The sequence below is a fragment of the Vibrio sp. Vb339 genome (assembly GCF_902751245.1).
Lineage (GTDB): Bacteria > Pseudomonadota > Gammaproteobacteria > Enterobacterales > Vibrionaceae > Vibrio > Vibrio coralliirubri.
This window is the reverse complement of record NZ_CADDIS010000008.1, coordinates 11,864-29,996: the sequence shown is the minus strand read 5'-3', so window position 1 is coordinate 29,996 and position 18,133 is coordinate 11,864. Positions and strand designations below refer to the sequence as shown.

Genomic DNA, 18,133 nt, shown 5'->3' with positions numbered 1-18,133 from the left:
TGGCACTGTGGCGTCGTTAGCTGCTTTCGTCCACCCCGGTCACATAGCGGGCTATGTGACCGGGGATGGGCTCAATTGCTGCCTAGCCACATCACCAACTACTTTGAGCAAGACTTATAACTTTGTTTTTTTAAATATTTAGATATTTGAGATTAAGGATTTTACAATGCGAGTTTTAATCATCGGTGCTGGCGGTCGTGAGCACGCACTAGGTTGGAAAGCAGCACAAAACCCAAACGTTGAAACAGTATTCATCGCTCCAGGTAACGCAGGCACTGCACTTGAGCCGAAACTTGAGAACGTAAACATCGGTGTTGAAGACATCGCTGGTTTAGTGGCGTTTGCTCAAGAGAAAAAAATCGAACTGACTATCGTTGGCCCTGAAGCGCCATTAGTTATTGGTGTGGTTGACGCATTCCGCGAAGTGGGCCTGCCTATCTTTGGTCCAACTCAAGCGGCAGCACAGCTTGAAGGTTCGAAAGCATTCACTAAAGATTTCCTAGCTCGTCATGACATCCCAACGGGTTACTACGCGAACTTCACTGAGATTGAGCCGGCTATCGCTTACGTACGTGAGCAAGGCGCGCCAATCGTAGTAAAAGCTGACGGTCTTGCAGCAGGTAAAGGCGTTATCGTTGCGATGACCCTTGAAGAAGCTGAAGACGCAATCAAAGACATGCTAGCGGGCAACGCATTTGGCGAAGCTGGCAGCCGCGTGGTTATCGAAGAGTTCCTTGAAGGCGAAGAAGCAAGCTTCATCGTAATGGTTGACGGTTCTAGCGTTCTTCCTATGGCCACCAGCCAAGATCACAAACGTGTTGGCGACAAAGACACGGGTCCTAATACTGGCGGCATGGGTGCTTACTCTCCAGCTCCAGTTGTGACGCCTGAAATCCACAACCGTATCCTTGAGGAAGTTATCTACCCAACGGTACGTGGTATGGACGCAGAAGGCGCACCTTATACGGGTTTCCTTTACGCTGGCCTAATGATCGATGCTGACGGCACACCTAAAGTTATCGAATACAACTGCCGCTTCGGCGATCCAGAAACGCAACCTATCATGATGCGTATGGAGTCAGACCTTGTTGAGCTTTGCCTAATGGCTATCGACGAGAAACTAGACGAAGCAGAATCAAAGTGGGATCCACGCGCGTCTATCGGTGTTGTACTTGCGGCTGGCGGTTACCCTGCTGACTACGCAAAAGGTGACGTTATTTCACTACCAACAAGCGAAGTTGAAGGCCAAAAAGTTTTCCACGCGGGTACGACTAATAACGAAGCTGGCGATGTGGTGACAAACGGTGGTCGCGTACTTTGTGCAACGGCACTAGGTAACACGGTTTCTGAAGCTCAAGAGCGCGCTTACGCGTTGACGAAGCAAGTTAGCTGGAATGGTATGTTCCACCGCAATGACATTGGTTACCGTGCGATTGCGCGCGAGCAAGAGCAGTAATCAATCTGGTTACTCGCTTACTTTCCATAGCAGTAAGCAAATGACAGCAAGCGAATAACAGCAAAAGGCGCCTCGATAGGCGCCTTTTTTATTACTCAATCTTTCTAAGAATCCGCGTCTGTACAGACAAATCAGCACTTGGCCTACAGTAGGCCAAATACTCTCAATCCTTTGATTAATCGCTATTCTTTCAACAATGACGGCCTAACGACACAATCATGGCTGTCTTCAGCCAGCATCAGTAACTCTTCCACGCTCATCTTACCCAGTGAATCACTGCCAAGAAACGCCGCATAACTTTCCACAGATGCCAATCGGTCGATCACGAAGCTTGGTAAGGTCTGGTTAAATTCAATGCGATCAAATTCACCACCAGCGCACGTTTTAAAAGAGCTGCCATCCCAGTACCCCTGAACCAGTCTGAGACCTTCATCATTCTGCTTCATCGTAGTCTCTAGAACCGACTTAGCTTCTTTCTGATAGTTTTCGAGTTGCTTAACTTGGATAGGTAAGATTTTGCTATCAATGCGGTACTGTTGATACACAGCTTCGCCTGACTTATTGAAACGCACATGGACACGATAAGGAACCAGCTCATTAGAAGAGTTACGCTGCTCGCCTTCACGAATGAATTCACGAAGCACGCCTTCTGACCAAGCATAGTCAGTTTGGTACCAGCCGTAATCGCCGACAGTGACGTAGTCAGCTGAAGTATGAGGTTGTGTTAGCTTGTTTGTAACCCAGTAGAAACTTGTCGCGTCGCCCATGACTTGGCCGCCGGTATGAGTTTCAAATTGCTCTAGGTTTTTGCGAGGGCTTGTTGAAGAACAGCCAATAAGAAATGTAGATAATAGTGAAACGAGAAGAAATGTTTTTTTCATAAAAACCTGTACCGAGGTGGAATACGACTACCTCGGTACAGTTTAGATTATTTCACTGAATCTTTCAGCGCTTTACCTGCAACAAATGCTGGAACATTTGCAGCAGCGATTTGGATCTCATCACCAGTTTTTGGGTTACGACCAGTGCGAGCTGCACGGTGGTTTACTTTAAAAGTACCAAAACCAATTAGCTGAACTTGATCGCCATCTTTAAGAGCATCTGTAACACCGCCAAGAGTCGCTTCTAGAGCAGCTTTAGCTTGTGCTTTAGAAAGGTCCGCTTTTTCAGCAATAAAGTCGATTAATTGAGTCTTGTTCATTTTAGGTTTCCCTTCTTTGTATTTTTGAATTCAATTCACTCTAAAACATAAATGCCCCATCTGGCAAAGGTTTGTCGTCGATCTTTAGCTCTAATGCCGTAGTTTTAGCCATAATATGAGTAATAACTCACAATTTGTTACTGATTTTATTAAGCAAGCCCTTGTTTAAAAGGGGCTGAGAGCAAAATTAATGATGACCTAGCCACTACTTTTTCACTATAATCCACGCTGAATCGCTGCTAAAGCGTACAATTTAATTTAAGGGCAAACATGCTGCTGCTAACTATTTACGTCTCCATTGCTATTGGAGTTTCTTTCATTTGTTCTGTTTTGGAAGCTGTACTTTTGAGTATTAGTCCGAGCTACATTGCTCAACTAAAACAAAATGGGCACCCTGCAGCAGAGTCTTTAGACAAACTGAAAACAGATATTGACCGCCCGCTTGCGTCAATTTTAACGCTCAACACCATCGCGCATACTATCGGTGCTGCGACAGCAGGTGCACAAGCGGCTGTCGTTTTTGGTAGCCAATGGTTAGGTGTCTTCTCTGCAGTACTAACGCTGGGTATTTTGGTATTGTCTGAGATTGTTCCAAAGACCATTGGTGCAACCTACTGGCGTCAACTTGCTCCTGCTTCGGCAAGCGTGCTTCGTTGGATGGTGTTCTTCCTAACACCGTTTGTCTGGTTCTCAGAACAGATCACCAAACGTCTTGCTCGTGGCCACCAAGCACCAAAAATGCGTGATGAGCTATCTGCAATGGCGATTTTGGCAAAAGAGAGCGGCGAGTTTGCAGAAGGCGAATCAAAAATCCTGAGCAACCTACTGGGTATTCAAGATGTACCCGTGACTCAGGTAATGACGCCGCGCCCAGTGGTATTCCGTGTTGATGCGGAAATGAGTGTGAATACGTTCCTAGAACAACATAAAGACACACCATTCTCACGCCCGCTGGTTTACAGCGAGCAGAGTGACAACATCATTGGTTTTGTTCACCGCTTAGAACTGTTTAGATTGCAGCAAGCCGGGTGTGGTGAGAAAGCTCTGGGTGAGGTAATGCGCCCTATCCACGTATTGCTGAACAACATGGGCTTGGCTAAGGCCTTTGACCAGATGATGGCAAACCGCCTGCAACTGTCTTTAGTTGTGGACGAATACGGCACCATTCAGGGCATCATCACCCTAGAAGACATCTTTGAGCACCTAGTAGGTGAAGAGATTGTCGACGAGGCGGATAAGACGACTGACATGCAAGAACTGGCGTTCCAACGCTGGGAAAAGTGGAAAGAGACACACGGTGTTATCGAAAACCGCGATGACGAGGACGAGCTAGAGGAAGAAACTCCAGCAGATAATGATTCCTCAGATTCAAAGTCAGCGGATGACGACGACATGTCAAAAGATAAAGCATCAAAAGACAAAGCGCAGAACGAAGACAAAAAAGACGCTTAATCTAAATTTGATATCGTAGATACAACAAAGGCTCCCTAGGGAGCCTTTGTTTTTATTCGTACCTTGGTGCGATAGCGAATTATAACGCAACACCAATGTTACTGACTGGATCTTCGCGCAGTTCGTGGCGTAGGTCTTTGATCAGCTCTAAGTCACGCTCAGTCGTTTCACGTAGAGGTCGGAAAATGGCCCACTGAACGTCCCACTCTTCACACACCGCTTCGTTTTCTTTCTGATTTTCGTTGGTCACTTCTTCAGCGCCTTGAGCAAACTCAAGCTCAGCAACCGTCTTCACCGATTGTTGACTCACTTTAATTACCGCTTCCAACATATGTTCACGGTCAAGCAGGCCATGAATTAGCGTTGCTAGGCCTTGGCATGCGTCCATTGCTGGGTAAACACCATAAAAATCAAAATCATCACCGCTAGGGAATAGCTCTTCAACCTTCTCAAGTTGACGCTCAAAGTTCACCTTTGCTGTTTTAACCGTCAGGATTTCCCAAATGCTATCCAAAACATCACGATAGATTCGAGCTTCCGCAAATTCTGTATTCTCACAAAACATGGCATAGTTAGGGTACATACGCTCACATAGACACGCCATAAAGGTAATTTGTTGCCAAGGTTCTAACTTTTCAAGACGAACCTGCAGTGGATTCTGAAGCATAGTCACTCAATAATTGCAGAAAAAGACAGCGAAAGTGTACTTGATAAACCCTGGGGGGAAAAGGTAAGCCGATGAACAATTTCACGAATAAGCTCTATATTCTTACTGAGCATAACGATACCTATACGCAACTGATTCTAAACCAGGATTTACCCGACCTAGAAATCACTCAAAACCCCGAGTTAGCTGAAATTGTATTAGCCTCGCCTCCCCTGATAGCCGAGCGCCTTGGCGAGTTTAAAGAGCTAGACTGGGTACAGAGTACCTACGCTGGCATCAATAAACTCACTCAGCCAGACCTTCGTCAGGATTACACGCTGACCAACGTCAAAGGTATCTTCGGTCCTGCTATCGCGGAGTACGTTTTAGGTTACGCAATCAGCCACTGTAGACACTTTCCTCATTACCATCAGCATCAACAACAACGAAACTGGCAGCCACAGCTTTATACTAGCCTAACTGACAAAACTATGGTGATTTTAGGAACAGGTTCAATCGGCAGTCATTTAGCAAAAACCGCGGCCGCTTTTGGTATTCATACCATAGGTGTCAACCGTACGGGTATCCCATCCAAACAAGAAACCTTTAAAGAGACTTTCCACATCAATGAGATAGAGGCTGCCCTCAAGCAGGCCGATATTGTGGTCAACACCCTGCCATCAACTGCTGAAACCTATCAGTTGTTGAACCAAACCACGTTAGGCTACTGCTCTAATGTGTTGCTGTTTAATGTCGGTCGAGGAGAGAGCATCGACAATAAAGCCTTGTTGCTCGCCATAAAAAACAGATGGGTAGAACACGCATTTTTAGATGTGTTTGAAAGTGAACCCCTCTCGCAAGAACACCCTTTCTGGAAACTACCGCAAGTTACCATCACTCCGCACATCGCTGCACTCAGTGAGCCAAGACAAGTGGTCGAGATCTTCGCAGAGAATTACCAACAATGGCGAGATGGCTTTACACTTAATCATGTCATCGATTTTGATAAAGGTTACTGATGTCCTCTTCGTTACTTAAAGAGATTCGACAATGCCGAGCTTGTGAACCTCACCTATCACACGGTGCCAACCCAGTGATTCAAGCACACCCAAATGCGCGTTTGCTGATCATAGGTCAAGCGCCGGGTATCAAGGTGCATGAGTCGTCGATCCCTTGGAATGACGCCAGTGGCGAACGATTAAGAGACTGGTTAGGGATAGACAGCGATACTTTTTACGACGAGCATAAAGTCGCGATTGTGCCTATGGGGTTTTGTTATCCGGGGAAAGGGAAAAGTGGTGATCTTCCACCACGCAAAGAGTGCGCGGAGCTTTGGCATAACAAAGTGCTGCAATCTCTACCCGATATTCAAATGACACTGCTGATTGGCCAGTACGCACAAAACCATTACCTAACAAACAAAACCACCAGCACATTGACCGAAACCGTGCGTGATTGGCAAAGGTGGGCGCCTGAGTTTTTGCCATTACCCCACCCTTCGCCACGCAATAATATCTGGCTCAAGAAGAACCCTTGGTTTGAAAATGAAGTCATTCCTTATATCAGGAAACACATCTCTGAGCATTTGGCCTACCATGATCCAAATACCTAATTAACTGCACACAACAAGATTAAACCGCCATCAAATGCCAATTTCAGGCAATAAAAAAGCGCCGTTGGTTTCCCAACAGCGCTTTCAATAATCTTACTCAGAATTACTTGTGGTAAGGCTTAGACAATTCGTGAACAGCGTCAACGAATACACCAGCGTTCTCTGGCGGTACATCTAAGTGGATACCGTGGCCTAGGTTAAATACATGACCTGTACCACCGTCGCCGAAGCCTTCAAGGATGCTGCCCACTTCTTCGCGAATACGTTCAGGCTGAGCGTAAAGCATTGAAGGATCCATGTTACCTTGCAGAGCAACTTTATCGCCGATGCGAGCTTTTGCATCTGCGATGTTGATTGTCCAGTCTAGACCAACCGCATCACAACCTGTTGCTGCGATAGACTCAAGCCACATGCCACCGTTCTTAGTGAACAGAGTAACCGGTACTCGACGACCTTCGTTTTCACGGATTAGGCCATCAACGATTTTGTGCATGTATTGCAGTGAGAATAGGTTGTAGTCACGAGGAGTCAGTACACCACCCCATGTATCAAATACCATTACCGATTGGGCACCCGCTTTAATTTGCGCGTTCAGGTATTCGATAACACTGTCAGCCAGCTTGTCTAGAAGCAGGTGCAGCGTTTGTGGTTCTGCGTACATCATCTTCTTGATCTTAGTGAATGCTTTAGAGCTTCCACCTTCAACCATGTATGTCGCTAGAGTCCATGGGCTACCAGAGAAACCAATCAGTGGCACTTCGCCTTTCAGGTCTTTACGGATCTGACGAACGGCATTCATTACGTATTGAAGCTCACCTTCTGGATCAGGTAGGCCAATCTTATCTACGTCAGCTTTACACGTGATAGGACGCTCAAACTTAGGACCTTCACCTGTTTCAAAGTACAAACCTAAGCCCATTGCATCAGGGATAGTTAGGATGTCTGAGAACAAGATTGCCGCATCAAGCGGGAAACGACGTAAAGGTTGAAGTGTTACTTCTGATGCCAGTTCCGCGTTTTTGCACAAAGACATGAAATCGCCCGCTTCAGCGCGCGTTGCTTTGTACTCAGGAAGATAGCGGCCAGCTTGGCGCATCATCCATACCGGTGTGTAATCAACAGGCTGTTTTAAAAGTGCGCGTAAATAGCGATCGTTTTTTAATTCGGTCATTCCGTTAAATTCCAATTCAATCTTGTCTAGTTTTGATGGCAAGTATTCTAACACTGATTGAAGGGTAAAAGCTGTGTGCTTTGCAACCTAGATCAAGTTATTAACTTTTAAATCAATGCTTAATTTGCACCCAATTACGGGAGCATGTTAAAAATTTGTTCGCTAGCGAAAATTACAATTATAACATCTGAGTAGTCACTACTCAGCATCTCATAACGACATCTTACTTACCCCCTCCACTTGTGGAGGGTTTTTTTTAGCTTTTGACCACCTATAGGCCAAATACTATCACAGGCAAATTAGTGCTCTAGCATCTGCTCCGTCACACCACCTTTCATCACGTCATCAACGGTTTTCTCAATCAACTGTCTCGCAATGGTTCCAACAGGAGCAACATCAGGTAGGCTTGTTACGTCAAACCATTGAGCATCCGATAGCTCGCTGTAGTCAGGCTTAAGCGTACCACCAGCATAATCTGCGAGAAAGCCCATCATCATACTCGATGGAAACGCCCATGGCTGGCTGCCAAAATAACGAATATTATCGACATCGATACCCGTTTCTTCTTTGACTTCTCTTGCCACACACTGCTCTAAGGTTTCTCCGACCTCTAGGAAGCCCGCTATCACGGTATACATGCCTGTTTTATGTCTTGGGTGCTGCGCAAGCAATATCTTGTTGTCGTTTCGTACAGCGACAATGATGCACGGGAATATACGAGGGTAATGAAGTGTGCGGCAATCTCCACACTGCATCGCCACCTGGTTATGATTGAGATGATTTCGACCACCACACTGAGGGCAAAAACGCATACTTTGAGTCATATGCCCATATTGGATGGCTTTGCTTGCAGTCAAGAAACTCACTTCAGGCCAGTGCAGTAACTCTCTTAGGCTAACCATGCTCAGCTCATTCTCCACATCACAATCGTTGAGCCAATACACCTTGCGACCTTGATGCTGACCAATACAGATTGCATGCTCCACACTCAGCCCTAGCTCTTCAGCAGAGCCAAACGGAAACTGATCATTATTAACCCAAATATCACTACCAGAAACGACGCACCAATAAGCTTGCTCTGTCATTTTGTTATCACTTTTTTTTAACATCCCTATGCCTCATTGCTTGCAGTTCGTTCATTTTACTGGCAATCTAATTTCATACTAGAGTTGTAGCAGAGAATATTTCAAGCTATTACTTTTAGTAGCTACCAATAAAACGGACCCTGCTTAGGCAATTACTTGATCACAAGGTTGTGATCAGATCATGAGGACATGGTCATGCTAAATAAATTCAAACAAATACAAGAACAATGGGGTGGCTCTAATGAGGTCATCGATCATTGGCTCGAAACTCGACAGTCTCTAATCGTTGAGTATTGTAAGCTAGGTGCCTTGCAGCCAGCTAGCAACGGGCAATCAAACGTTGTTGAACTCCCTTCTCCTAAAGAAATAAGCTCATTCTGCGATCATGTTGTCGATTATATCTCAGAGGGTCATTTTAAGATCTACGATATGGTCATGAAAAAATGGCAAGCAACAGGCTTTAAAACCAATGACGAGATTGATACAACTTACGCGAAGATCGTACTTACAACCGAGCCGCTTCTAGAGTTCAATGATAAGTACGTTAAAGTAAATGCAGACGATGAGTTGCCTAACTTCGAAGGAGATATGTCAAAAGTAGGTGAACTACTCGAAGTACGTTTTGAAGTAGAAGATAATCTTATCCAGCTTATTGCAGACAGTTTAGCGATTCCACCAGGCGCTTAGTTAGCCGAATCCTTAATAAGCTTGCCTCTGTGCAAGCTTTTTGTTTTGTCTGTAAGCTTATCCAAACTACCCAGAACCTTTCAGACAGAGCTTACTCGCTCGCCCTGACCTTTAGCCATAAGCATATGGTTACAGCCCTAATCAGCCTAATCATCTCTACCCTTTATCTTACTGGCCTCAAAGAGCACTCTTCAGGACATAAATCCAACCCCACCAGCTAGATAAGCACACCTATCACTTTATAAGTTCATAGCTAAATACCAATACGCCAGATACAAAAAAGGCACCCGAAGGTGCCTTTTTCTTATCTCTTAGAGACTACTCGTAGAGCTTACTCTTCTGAAGAGAAACCAGCGTTTAGAAGTGCTGCTAGATTGTCAGTAGCTTGTTCAGCTGAAGGACCTTCTTGCTCTTCTTCACGTTGTTTTTGACGCTCTTGGTGGTATGCGAAACCAGTACCAGCTGGGATCAGACGACCAACAATTACGTTCTCTTTCAGACCGCGAAGGTCATCACGCTTACCAGAAACCGCAGCTTCTGTTAGTACGCGAGTCGTTTCTTGGAACGATGCAGCTGAGATGAATGACTCAGTTGCAAGAGATGCTTTAGTAATACCTAGTAGATCACGTTCGAAACGTACTAGTTCTTTACCTTCAGCTTCTAGCTTACGGTTAGCAATCTTAACATTGTGGTACTCAACTTGTTCGCCAGGTAGGAACGGAGAGTCACCAGAATGAGTGATTGTACACTTACGTAGCATTTGACGAACGATAGTCTCGATGTGCTTATCGTTAATCTTTACGCCTTGTAAGCGGTAAACTTCTTGAACTTCGTTCGCGATGTACTGAGTTACTGCGTGGATACCACGTAGACGCAGGATATCGTGTGGAGTTTCAGGACCGTCGGCGATTACATCACCACGTTCAATCTTCTCACCTTCGAACACGTTCAATTGACGATGCTTAGGAATCATCTCTTCGTAAGCGTCACCGCCTTCACGAGTGATTACTAGACGACGCTTACCTTTCGTTTCTTTACCGAAAGACACAGTACCTGTGTGCTCAGCAAGGATCGCAGGCTCTTTAGGCTTACGAGCTTCGAATAGGTCAGCTACGCGTGGTAGACCACCGGTGATATCTTTGTTTCCGCTCGATTTTTGAGGGATACGAGATAGTGTGTCACCGATGCCAACTTCAGCGCCATCTTCGATGTTTACAATCGCTTTGCCAGGTAGGAAGTAGTGAGCTGGCATATCAGTACCAGGGATCATTACGTCGTTACCTTGCTCATCAACAAGTTTGATAGCTGGACGCATATCTTTACCTGCTGCTGGGCGAGCTGCTGCGTCTGTAACTTCACTTGAAGAAAGACCCGTTAGATCGTCAGTTTGACGAGAAACTGTAATACCATCGATCATATCTACGAATTGGATACGACCTGCCACTTCAGTGATGATTGGCATGGTATGCGCTTCCCAGTTAGCTACAACTTCACCAGCAGTAACTGCTGCGTTGTCGCCTTTGGTTAGCATCGAACCGTAAGGAAGTTTGTGCTTCTCTTTAGTACGGCCGAATTCATCAATAATCGTCATCTCAGATGCACGAGAAGTGATAACCAGTTTCTTATCTTTGTTAACTACGAACTTAGCATTGTGAAGTTTCACAGTACCAGTTGTCTTAGCTTGGATGCTGTTCTCTGCTGCTGCAGTAGATGCCGCACCACCGATGTGGAACGTACGCATCGTTAGCTGTGTACCCGGTTCACCGATAGATTGTGCAGCGATAACACCAACTGCTTCACCTTGGTTCACTAGGTGACCACGTGCTAGGTCACGACCGTAACACTGTGCACAACAACCGAAGTCTGCATCACAGGTAACAACAGAGCGCACTTTCATGCTATCTACTGAGTTGTCTTCCATGATTTGACACCACTTCTCATCAATCAGAGTATTACGTGGAATCAGTACATCTTCAGTACCAGGCTTAAGAACGTCTTCAGCTACTACACGACCTAGAGCAAGCTCAGAAAGTGCAACTTTAACGTCACCACCTTCGATGTGAGGCATCATGTCGATACCTTCATGCGTGCCACAGTCATGTTCGTGTACTACAACGTCTTGAGCAACGTCTACTAGACGACGAGTTAGGTAACCCGAGTTTGCTGTTTTCAGTGCTGTATCCGCAAGACCCTTACGAGCACCGTGCGTTGAGATAAAGTACTGAAGGACGTTTAGACCTTCTTTAAAGTTCGCTGTGATCGGCGTTTCGATGATTGAACCATCTGGACGCGCCATCAGACCACGCATACCTGCTAGCTGACGAATCTGAGCTGCAGAACCACGTGCGCCCGAGTCGGCCATCATGTAGATGCTGTTGAACGATTCTTGCTGTTCTTCTTCGCCGTCACGGTTGATAACTGTTTCAGAAGATAGGTTATCCATCATTGCTTTCGCAACGCGGTCATTCGTAGATGCCCAGATATCGATAACTTTGTTGTAACGCTCACCCGCAGTAACAAGACCAGATTGGAATTGCTCTTGGATTTCGCGAACTTCTTCTTCAGCAGATTCAATTTCATCGTATTTCGCTTGAGGTACAACCATATCGTCGATACCTACAGAAACACCAGAAAGTGCAGCGTATGCAAAACCTGCGTACATGATTTGGTCAGCAAATACTACTGTATCTTTTAGACCAAGCTTACGGTAACACTCGTTAAGAAGAGTAGAGATCTGCTTCTTACCTAACTTTTGGTTAACGATGCTGTACGGTAGGCCAGCTGGAACGATTTGCCATAGCATTGCACGGCCGACAGTTGTATCAACCATCTTCGTTTCAGTAGTGCTGTTACCATCTTCGTCTACTACAGTCTCGGTGATACGTACTTTAACGCGAGCGTGTAGCTCAGCAGTCTTAGTACGGTATGCCTTTTCAGCCTCAGCAGGGCCAGCAAGGTACATACCTTCGCCTTTCACGTTGATCTTGTCACGTGTCATGTAGTAAAGACCCAATACAACGTCCTGAGAAGGTACGATGATCGGATCACCTGACGCTGGCGACAGAATGTTATTCGTCGACATCATCAGTGTACGTGCTTCAAGCTGTGCTTCTAGAGTTAGAGGCACGTGTACCGCCATTTGGTCACCATCGAAGTCGGCGTTGTATGCCGCACACACTAGTGGGTGAAGCTGAATCGCTTTACCTTCGATTAGTACTGGTTCAAACGCTTGGATACCTAGACGGTGAAGTGTAGGTGCACGGTTAAGCAGTACTGGGTGTTCGCGGATTACTTCGTCTAGGATATCCCAAACGATAGCTTCTTCGCGCTCTACCATCTTCTTAGCAGCTTTGATTGTCGTAGCCATGCCACGAGTTTCTAGCTTGCTGTAGATGAACGGCTTAAATAGCTCAAGTGCCATCTTCTTAGGAAGACCACACTGATGTAGACGAAGGTATGGACCTACTGTGATTACAGAACGGCCAGAGTAGTCTACACGTTTACCTAGAAGGTTCTGACGGAAACGACCCTGTTTACCCTTGATCATATCAGCAAGAGATTTCAGAGGACGCTTGTTCGAACCAGTGATAGCACGACCACGACGACCGTTATCTAGAAGTGCATCAACAGACTCTTGCAGCATACGTTTTTCGTTACGTACGATGATGTCCGGAGCAGCTAGCTCTAGAAGACGCTTCAAACGGTTGTTACGGTTGATCACACGACGGTAAAGGTCGTTCAGATCTGAAGTCGCAAAACGACCGCCATCTAGTGGTACTAGAGGACGTAGATCTGGCGGCAGAACCGGAAGTACAGTCAGAATCATCCATTGCGGATCGTTACCCGATGCAATGAACGCTTCAACTAGCTTCAGGCGCTTAGTAACTTTTTTACGCTTAGTTTCTGAGTTAGTAGTTTCTAACTCTTCGCGCATTTCTTCCACTTCTTGATGAAGGTCCATTGTTGCAAGCAGATCTTTGATCGCTTCAGCACCCATCTTAGCAGTGAATTCGTCACCCCACTCTTCTAGACGATCCAGATACTCTTCTTCAGTAAGCATCTGAGATTTTTCTAGATCAGTCATACCTGGTTCAGTTACTACGTACATCTCGAAGTAAAGAACACGTTCGATATCACGTAGAGGGATATCCATTAGTAGACCGATACGAGACGGCAGTGATTTTAGGAACCAGATGTGAGCAACTGGTGAAGCTAGCTCGATGTGGCCCATGCGGTCACGACGAACTTTAGTTTGTGTAACTTCAACGCCACACTTCTCACAGATAACACCACGGTGCTTCAGGCGCTTGTATTTGCCACAAAGACATTCGTAGTCTTTAACTGGACCAAAAATACGTGCACAGAACAGACCATCACGTTCAGGTTTGAACGTACGATAGTTAATTGTTTCCGGCTTTTTAACTTCACCAAAAGACCATGAACGGATCATGTCTGGTGAAGATAGACCGATTTTGATTGCATCAAATTCTTCGGTCTTATGCTGTGCTTTTAGAAAGTTTAATAAGTCTTTCACATTCAGCTCCTGTAAGGAGTTAAAGGAGCTCACTGCTGTAGCAAGCTCCCTTTTACCAAATAATCCTATCTTCTTTTAAAAAGAGGAGGGATTACTCTTCGTCTTCTAGCTCGATGTTGATACCTAGCGAGCGAATCTCTTTCAACAGTACGTTGAACGACTCAGGCATACCAGGTTCCATGCTATGGTTACCGTCTACGATGTTCTTATACATCTTAGTACGGCCGTTAACGTCATCTGACTTAACGGTTAGCATTTCTTGTAGAGTATATGCAGCACCGTATGCTTCTAGTGCCCATACTTCCATCTCACCGAAACGCTGACCACCGAACTGAGCTTTACCACCAAGTGGTTGCTGAGTTACTAGGCTGTAAGAACCAGTTGAACGAGCATGCATCTTGTCATCAACCAAGTGGTTCAGTTTCAGCATGTACATGTAACCAACAGTTACAGGACGCTCAAACGAATCACCAGTACGACCATCAAACAGTTTAAGCTGACCAGATTCTGGCAGATCACCCAGTTTAAGTAGTTCTTTGATTAGAGACTCAGAAGCACCGTCGAACACAGGAGTAGCAATCGGTAGACCGCCACGTAGGTTCTTGATCAGTGTACGAACTTGATCATCAGACAGTTCAGCAATATCAACTTTCTGACGAGTATCACCAAGATCGTAAACCTTCTGTAGGAACTCACGGAACTTATGCAGTTCTTGTTGTTCCTTAACCATTTGGTTGATCTTGTCACCGATACCTTTCGCAGCCAAACCTAAGTGAACTTCTAGGATCTGACCGATGTTCATACGCGATGGTACACCCAGTGGGTTAAGTACGATGTCTACAGGCTGACCTTTCTCATCGTATGGCATGTCTTCAACAGGGTTAATCTTAGAGATTACACCTTTGTTACCGTGACGACCGGCCATCTTATCACCAGGCTGGATACGACGTTTAACCGCTAGGTAAACTTTAACAATCTTAAGAACGCCAGGCGCTAGATCATCACCTTGAGTGATTTTACGACGCTTAGTTTCAAACTTCTTATCGAAGTCTGCTTTTAGCTCATCCCACTGCTCAGCAAGTTGCTCAAGCTGTGTTTGTAGCGCATCGTCTTCTAGAACTTGCTCTAGCCATTGCTTACGACCGATAGTATCAAGCTTAGCTTCAGAGTAACCACCAGACAGAAGTACAGCTTTAACACGGTTAAGAAGGCCACCCTCAAGAATTTGGAACTCTTCAGTTAGGTCTTTCTTAGCTTCTTTAAGCTGCATCTGTTCGATTTCAAGTGCACGCTTGTCTTTCTCTACGCCATCGCGAGTGAAGACTTGTACATCGATGATAGTACCCGAAACAGAGTTTGGTACACGTAGAGAAGTATCTTTAACATCAGATGCTTTCTCACCGAAGATAGCACGTAGTAGCTTCTCTTCAGGAGTCAGTTGAGTTTCACCTTTAGGGGTTACTTTACCAACTAGGATGTCGCCACCCTTAACTTCAGCACCAATGTAAACGATACCTGACTCGTCTAGTTTAGACAGAGCAGACTCACCTACGTTTGGAATATCAGCTGTGATCTCTTCAGAACCCAGCTTAGTATCACGAGCCACACAAGATAGTTCTTGAATGTGGATTGTCGTGAAACGGTCCTCTTGAACTACGCGCTCAGATACTAAGATCGAGTCTTCGAAGTTGTAACCGTTCCAAGGCATGAATGCGATACGCATGTTTTGGCCAAGAGCTAGTTCACCAAGGTCTGTTGAAGGACCATCAGCAAGAACATCGCCGCGTGCAACTGGTTCACCAGGAAGTACAGTTGGACGTTGGTTAATACATGTGTTTTGGTTCGAACGCGTGTACTTAGTTAGGTTGTAGATATCGATACCAGCTTCGCCAGGTACCAATTCATCTTCGTTAACCTTAACTACGATACGAGAAGCGTCTACAGACTGAACTTGACCACCACGTTTAGCAACCGCTGTAACACCAGAGTCAACTGCGATGTTACGTTCGATACCAGTGCCGACTAGAGGCTTATCAGCCTTAAGTGTTGGTACAGCTTGACGTTGCATGTTGGCACCCATCAATGCACGGTTCGCATCATCGTGTTCTAGGAACGGGATAAGCGAAGCAGCGATAGATACTACTTGGTTTGTCGCAACGTCCATGTAGTCAACGTGATCGCGAGGGTGAAGACCAGATTCACCTTTTTGACGAGCTGTGATTAGCTCATCTGCAAACGTACCTTCTTCAGTAAGAATGGTGTTTGCTTGCGCGATTACGAATTGACCTTCCTGGATTGCAGACAGGTAATCAACTTCTTCTGTTACTACACCATCTACTACACGACGGTACGGAGTTTCTAGGAAACCGTAATCGTTACAACGTGCAAACGCAGATAGTGAGTTAATTAGACCGATGTTTGGACCTTCAGGCGTTTCGATCGGACATAGACGACCGTAGTGAGTTACGTGAACGTCACGTACTTCGAAGCCTGCGCGCTCACGAGTAAGACCACCAGGACCTAAAGCAGAGATACGACGTTTGTGCGTAACTTCTGACAATGGGTTGTTTTGGTCCATGAACTGTGAAAGCTGTGAAGAGCCAAAGAATTCTTTAACTGCAGCAGAGATCGGCTTAGCGTTGATAAGATCTTGAGGCATGATTGCATCAAGGTCACCAAGGCTTAGGCGCTCTTTAACGGCGCGTTCTACACGAACTAGACCAACACGGAATTGGTTTTCTGCCATTTCACCTACAGAACGGATACGACGGTTGCCAAGGTGGTCGATATCGTCCACTTCACCAATACCGTTACGGATACCAATCAGTTTCTTCATCACTTCGATGATGTCTGATTCATCCAGAGTACCGCGCTCTTCTTCTTCTTCACGCTCGATAGAGCTGTTGAACTTCATACGGCCTACAGTTGATAGGTCGTAACGTTCTTCAGAGAAGAATAGGCTTTCGAATAGAGACTCTGCAGCTTCTTTCGTTGGTGGCTCGCCAGGACGCATCATGCGGTAGATTTCTACCAATGCAGAGATGCGATCTACTGTGCTATCTGCACGTAGAGTGTCTGACATGAATGGACCGTGATCTAGGTCATTCGTGAACAGAGTTTGTAGAGCCTTGTGACCTGCTTGAGACAGGTTAGCAAGTGCTTCTAGGCTAATCTCTTGGTTCGCGCCAACGATGATCTCGCCAGTTGCTTCATTGATGTAATCTTTAGATGCAACTTTACCAACGATGTACTCTACTGGTACTTCGATGTGCTCAACGCCATCTTTTTCAAGTTGACGGATATGACGAGCAGTAACACGACGACCAGTCTCAACGTAAGTTTTGCCGTTTGCTTCGATGTCGAATGACGCAGTTTCACCACGTAGACGATCAGGAACCAACTCCATAAGAAGAGTTTGGTCTTTAACTTCGAAGTTCACTTTGTCGAAGAACAGATCTAGGATCTCTTCAGTCGATTTACCAAGTGCACGAAGAATAATCGATGCTGGTAGCTTACGACGACGGTCGATACGTACGAATAAGTTATCCTTAGGATCGAACTCAAAGTCTAACCATGAGCCGCGGTAAGGAATTACACGTGCGTTATAAAGAACTTTACCTGATGAGTGGGTCTTACCCTTATCACTGTCGAAGAACACGCCTGGGCTTCGGTGCAGCTGGGATACGATAACCCTCTCGGTACCATTAATTACGAAAGTACCATTGTCTGTCATAAGCGGAATTTCGCCCATGTAGACTTCTTGTTCTTTAATGTCTTTTACAGTACCTGCTGGTGCATCTCGATCAAAGATAACTAGACGTAGTTTTACGCGTAGTGGCTTTGAGTAAGTAACACCGCGGATTTGACATTCTTTAACGTCAAAAACTGGCTCACCAAGACGGTAGCTAACGTATTGCAGCTCAGAATTGCCGTTGTAGCTCTGAATTGGAAATACAGAACGGAAAGCAGCTTCAAGACCGTATTGACCTTCTGGATCCTGTTCGATGAATTTGTCGAAAGAATCAAGCTGGATCGATAACAGGTATGGAATGTCCAAAACTTGTGGACGAGTACCAAAATCCTTACGGATGCGCTTTTTCTCGGTATAAGAGTAAACCATGGGGTTCCTCAGCTCGCTGATAAGTGACCCAAACCACCCAAAACACTCTTCAAGAGGGGGCGGTGACAAACAGCTGTTTACTGTAGTGAACAATCATTTCGAAAAAATGACTGTTTTTTTGCTCGGATTATGACGGTTAAACAGCGGAAAATTCGTCATAGCCCTACAG

The 18,133-nt window shown here is 45.6% G+C and carries 12 protein-coding genes; 5 read left to right on the top strand and 7 right to left on the bottom strand.

Annotated features, from left to right (window positions below):
* The first annotated feature begins 166 nt into the window (after nt 1-166).
* Nucleotides 167-1,456, top strand: a complete 1,290-nt coding sequence (gene purD / locus HRQ85_RS22950; protein ID WP_172380679.1) for a phosphoribosylamine--glycine ligase — start codon at nt 167-169, stop codon at nt 1,454-1,456.
* A gap of 182 nt (nt 1,457-1,638) precedes the next feature.
* Here purD and HRQ85_RS22945 read toward each other — a convergent pair whose 3' ends face one another.
* Nucleotides 1,639-2,337: a DUF1481 domain-containing protein gene (locus HRQ85_RS22945; protein WP_172380678.1), complete on the bottom strand. Its 699-nt coding sequence runs from the start codon at nt 2,335-2,337 to the stop codon at nt 1,639-1,641.
* 47 nt (nt 2,338-2,384) lie between these two features.
* On the bottom strand, nt 2,385-2,657 hold the full coding sequence (hupA, locus tag HRQ85_RS22940) for a nucleoid-associated protein HU-alpha (RefSeq protein ID WP_004729753.1): 273 nt from the start codon (nt 2,655-2,657) through the stop codon (nt 2,385-2,387).
* A 270-nt stretch (nt 2,658-2,927) separates the two neighbouring features.
* Between hupA and HRQ85_RS22935 the strand changes: the two genes are divergently transcribed.
* Nucleotides 2,928-4,109: a CNNM domain-containing protein gene (locus tag HRQ85_RS22935; RefSeq protein ID WP_172380677.1), complete on the top strand. Its 1,182-nt coding sequence runs from the start codon at nt 2,928-2,930 to the stop codon at nt 4,107-4,109.
* 79 nt (nt 4,110-4,188) lie between these two features.
* Here the strand turns inward: HRQ85_RS22935 and HRQ85_RS22930 are convergent, their stop codons facing one another.
* Nucleotides 4,189-4,776, bottom strand: coding sequence for a YjaG family protein (locus HRQ85_RS22930; protein WP_017062699.1), 588 nt, complete (start codon nt 4,774-4,776; stop codon nt 4,189-4,191).
* Nucleotides 4,777-4,847: 71 nt separating this feature from the next.
* Here HRQ85_RS22930 and HRQ85_RS22925 point away from each other — a divergent pair, with 71 nt between their 5' ends.
* Both HRQ85_RS22925 and HRQ85_RS22920 read left to right on the top strand, forming a co-directional pair.
* Nucleotides 4,848-5,774, top strand: a complete 927-nt coding sequence (locus HRQ85_RS22925) for a D-2-hydroxyacid dehydrogenase (RefSeq protein WP_055319891.1) — start codon at nt 4,848-4,850, stop codon at nt 5,772-5,774.
* Entirely contained in the window at nt 5,774-6,367 is a 594-nt protein-coding gene (locus tag HRQ85_RS22920) for a uracil-DNA glycosylase family protein (protein WP_172380676.1), read from the top strand. Before HRQ85_RS22925 ends, HRQ85_RS22920 begins: the two co-directional genes overlap by 1 nt.
* 103 nt (nt 6,368-6,470) lie before the next feature.
* On the opposite strand, the gene hemE is transcribed toward HRQ85_RS22920, so the two are convergent.
* Nucleotides 6,471-7,538, bottom strand: coding sequence for a uroporphyrinogen decarboxylase (gene hemE, locus HRQ85_RS22915; RefSeq protein ID WP_017631520.1), 1,068 nt, complete (start codon nt 7,536-7,538; stop codon nt 6,471-6,473).
* 299 nt (nt 7,539-7,837) lie between these two features.
* Nucleotides 7,838-8,647: an NAD(+) diphosphatase gene (gene nudC / locus HRQ85_RS22910; RefSeq protein ID WP_172380675.1), complete on the bottom strand. Its 810-nt coding sequence runs from the start codon at nt 8,645-8,647 to the stop codon at nt 7,838-7,840.
* Nucleotides 8,648-8,812: 165 nt separating this feature from the next.
* Here nudC and HRQ85_RS22905 point away from each other — a divergent pair, with 165 nt between their 5' ends.
* On the top strand, nt 8,813-9,310 hold the full coding sequence (locus HRQ85_RS22905; RefSeq protein ID WP_017096512.1) for an Rsd/AlgQ family anti-sigma factor: 498 nt from the start codon (nt 8,813-8,815) through the stop codon (nt 9,308-9,310).
* A 331-nt stretch (nt 9,311-9,641) separates the two neighbouring features.
* On the opposite strand, the gene rpoC is transcribed toward HRQ85_RS22905, so the two are convergent.
* On the bottom strand, nt 9,642-13,844 hold the full coding sequence (rpoC, locus tag HRQ85_RS22900) for a DNA-directed RNA polymerase subunit beta' (protein WP_017060527.1): 4,203 nt from the start codon (nt 13,842-13,844) through the stop codon (nt 9,642-9,644).
* Nucleotides 13,845-13,935: 91 nt separating this feature from the next.
* The gene (rpoB, locus tag HRQ85_RS22895; protein WP_017060526.1) at nt 13,936-17,964 is read right to left on the bottom strand and encodes a DNA-directed RNA polymerase subunit beta; all 4,029 of its coding nucleotides are present in this window, start codon (nt 17,962-17,964) and stop codon (nt 13,936-13,938) included.
* Nucleotides 17,965-18,133 lie beyond the last annotated feature (169 nt).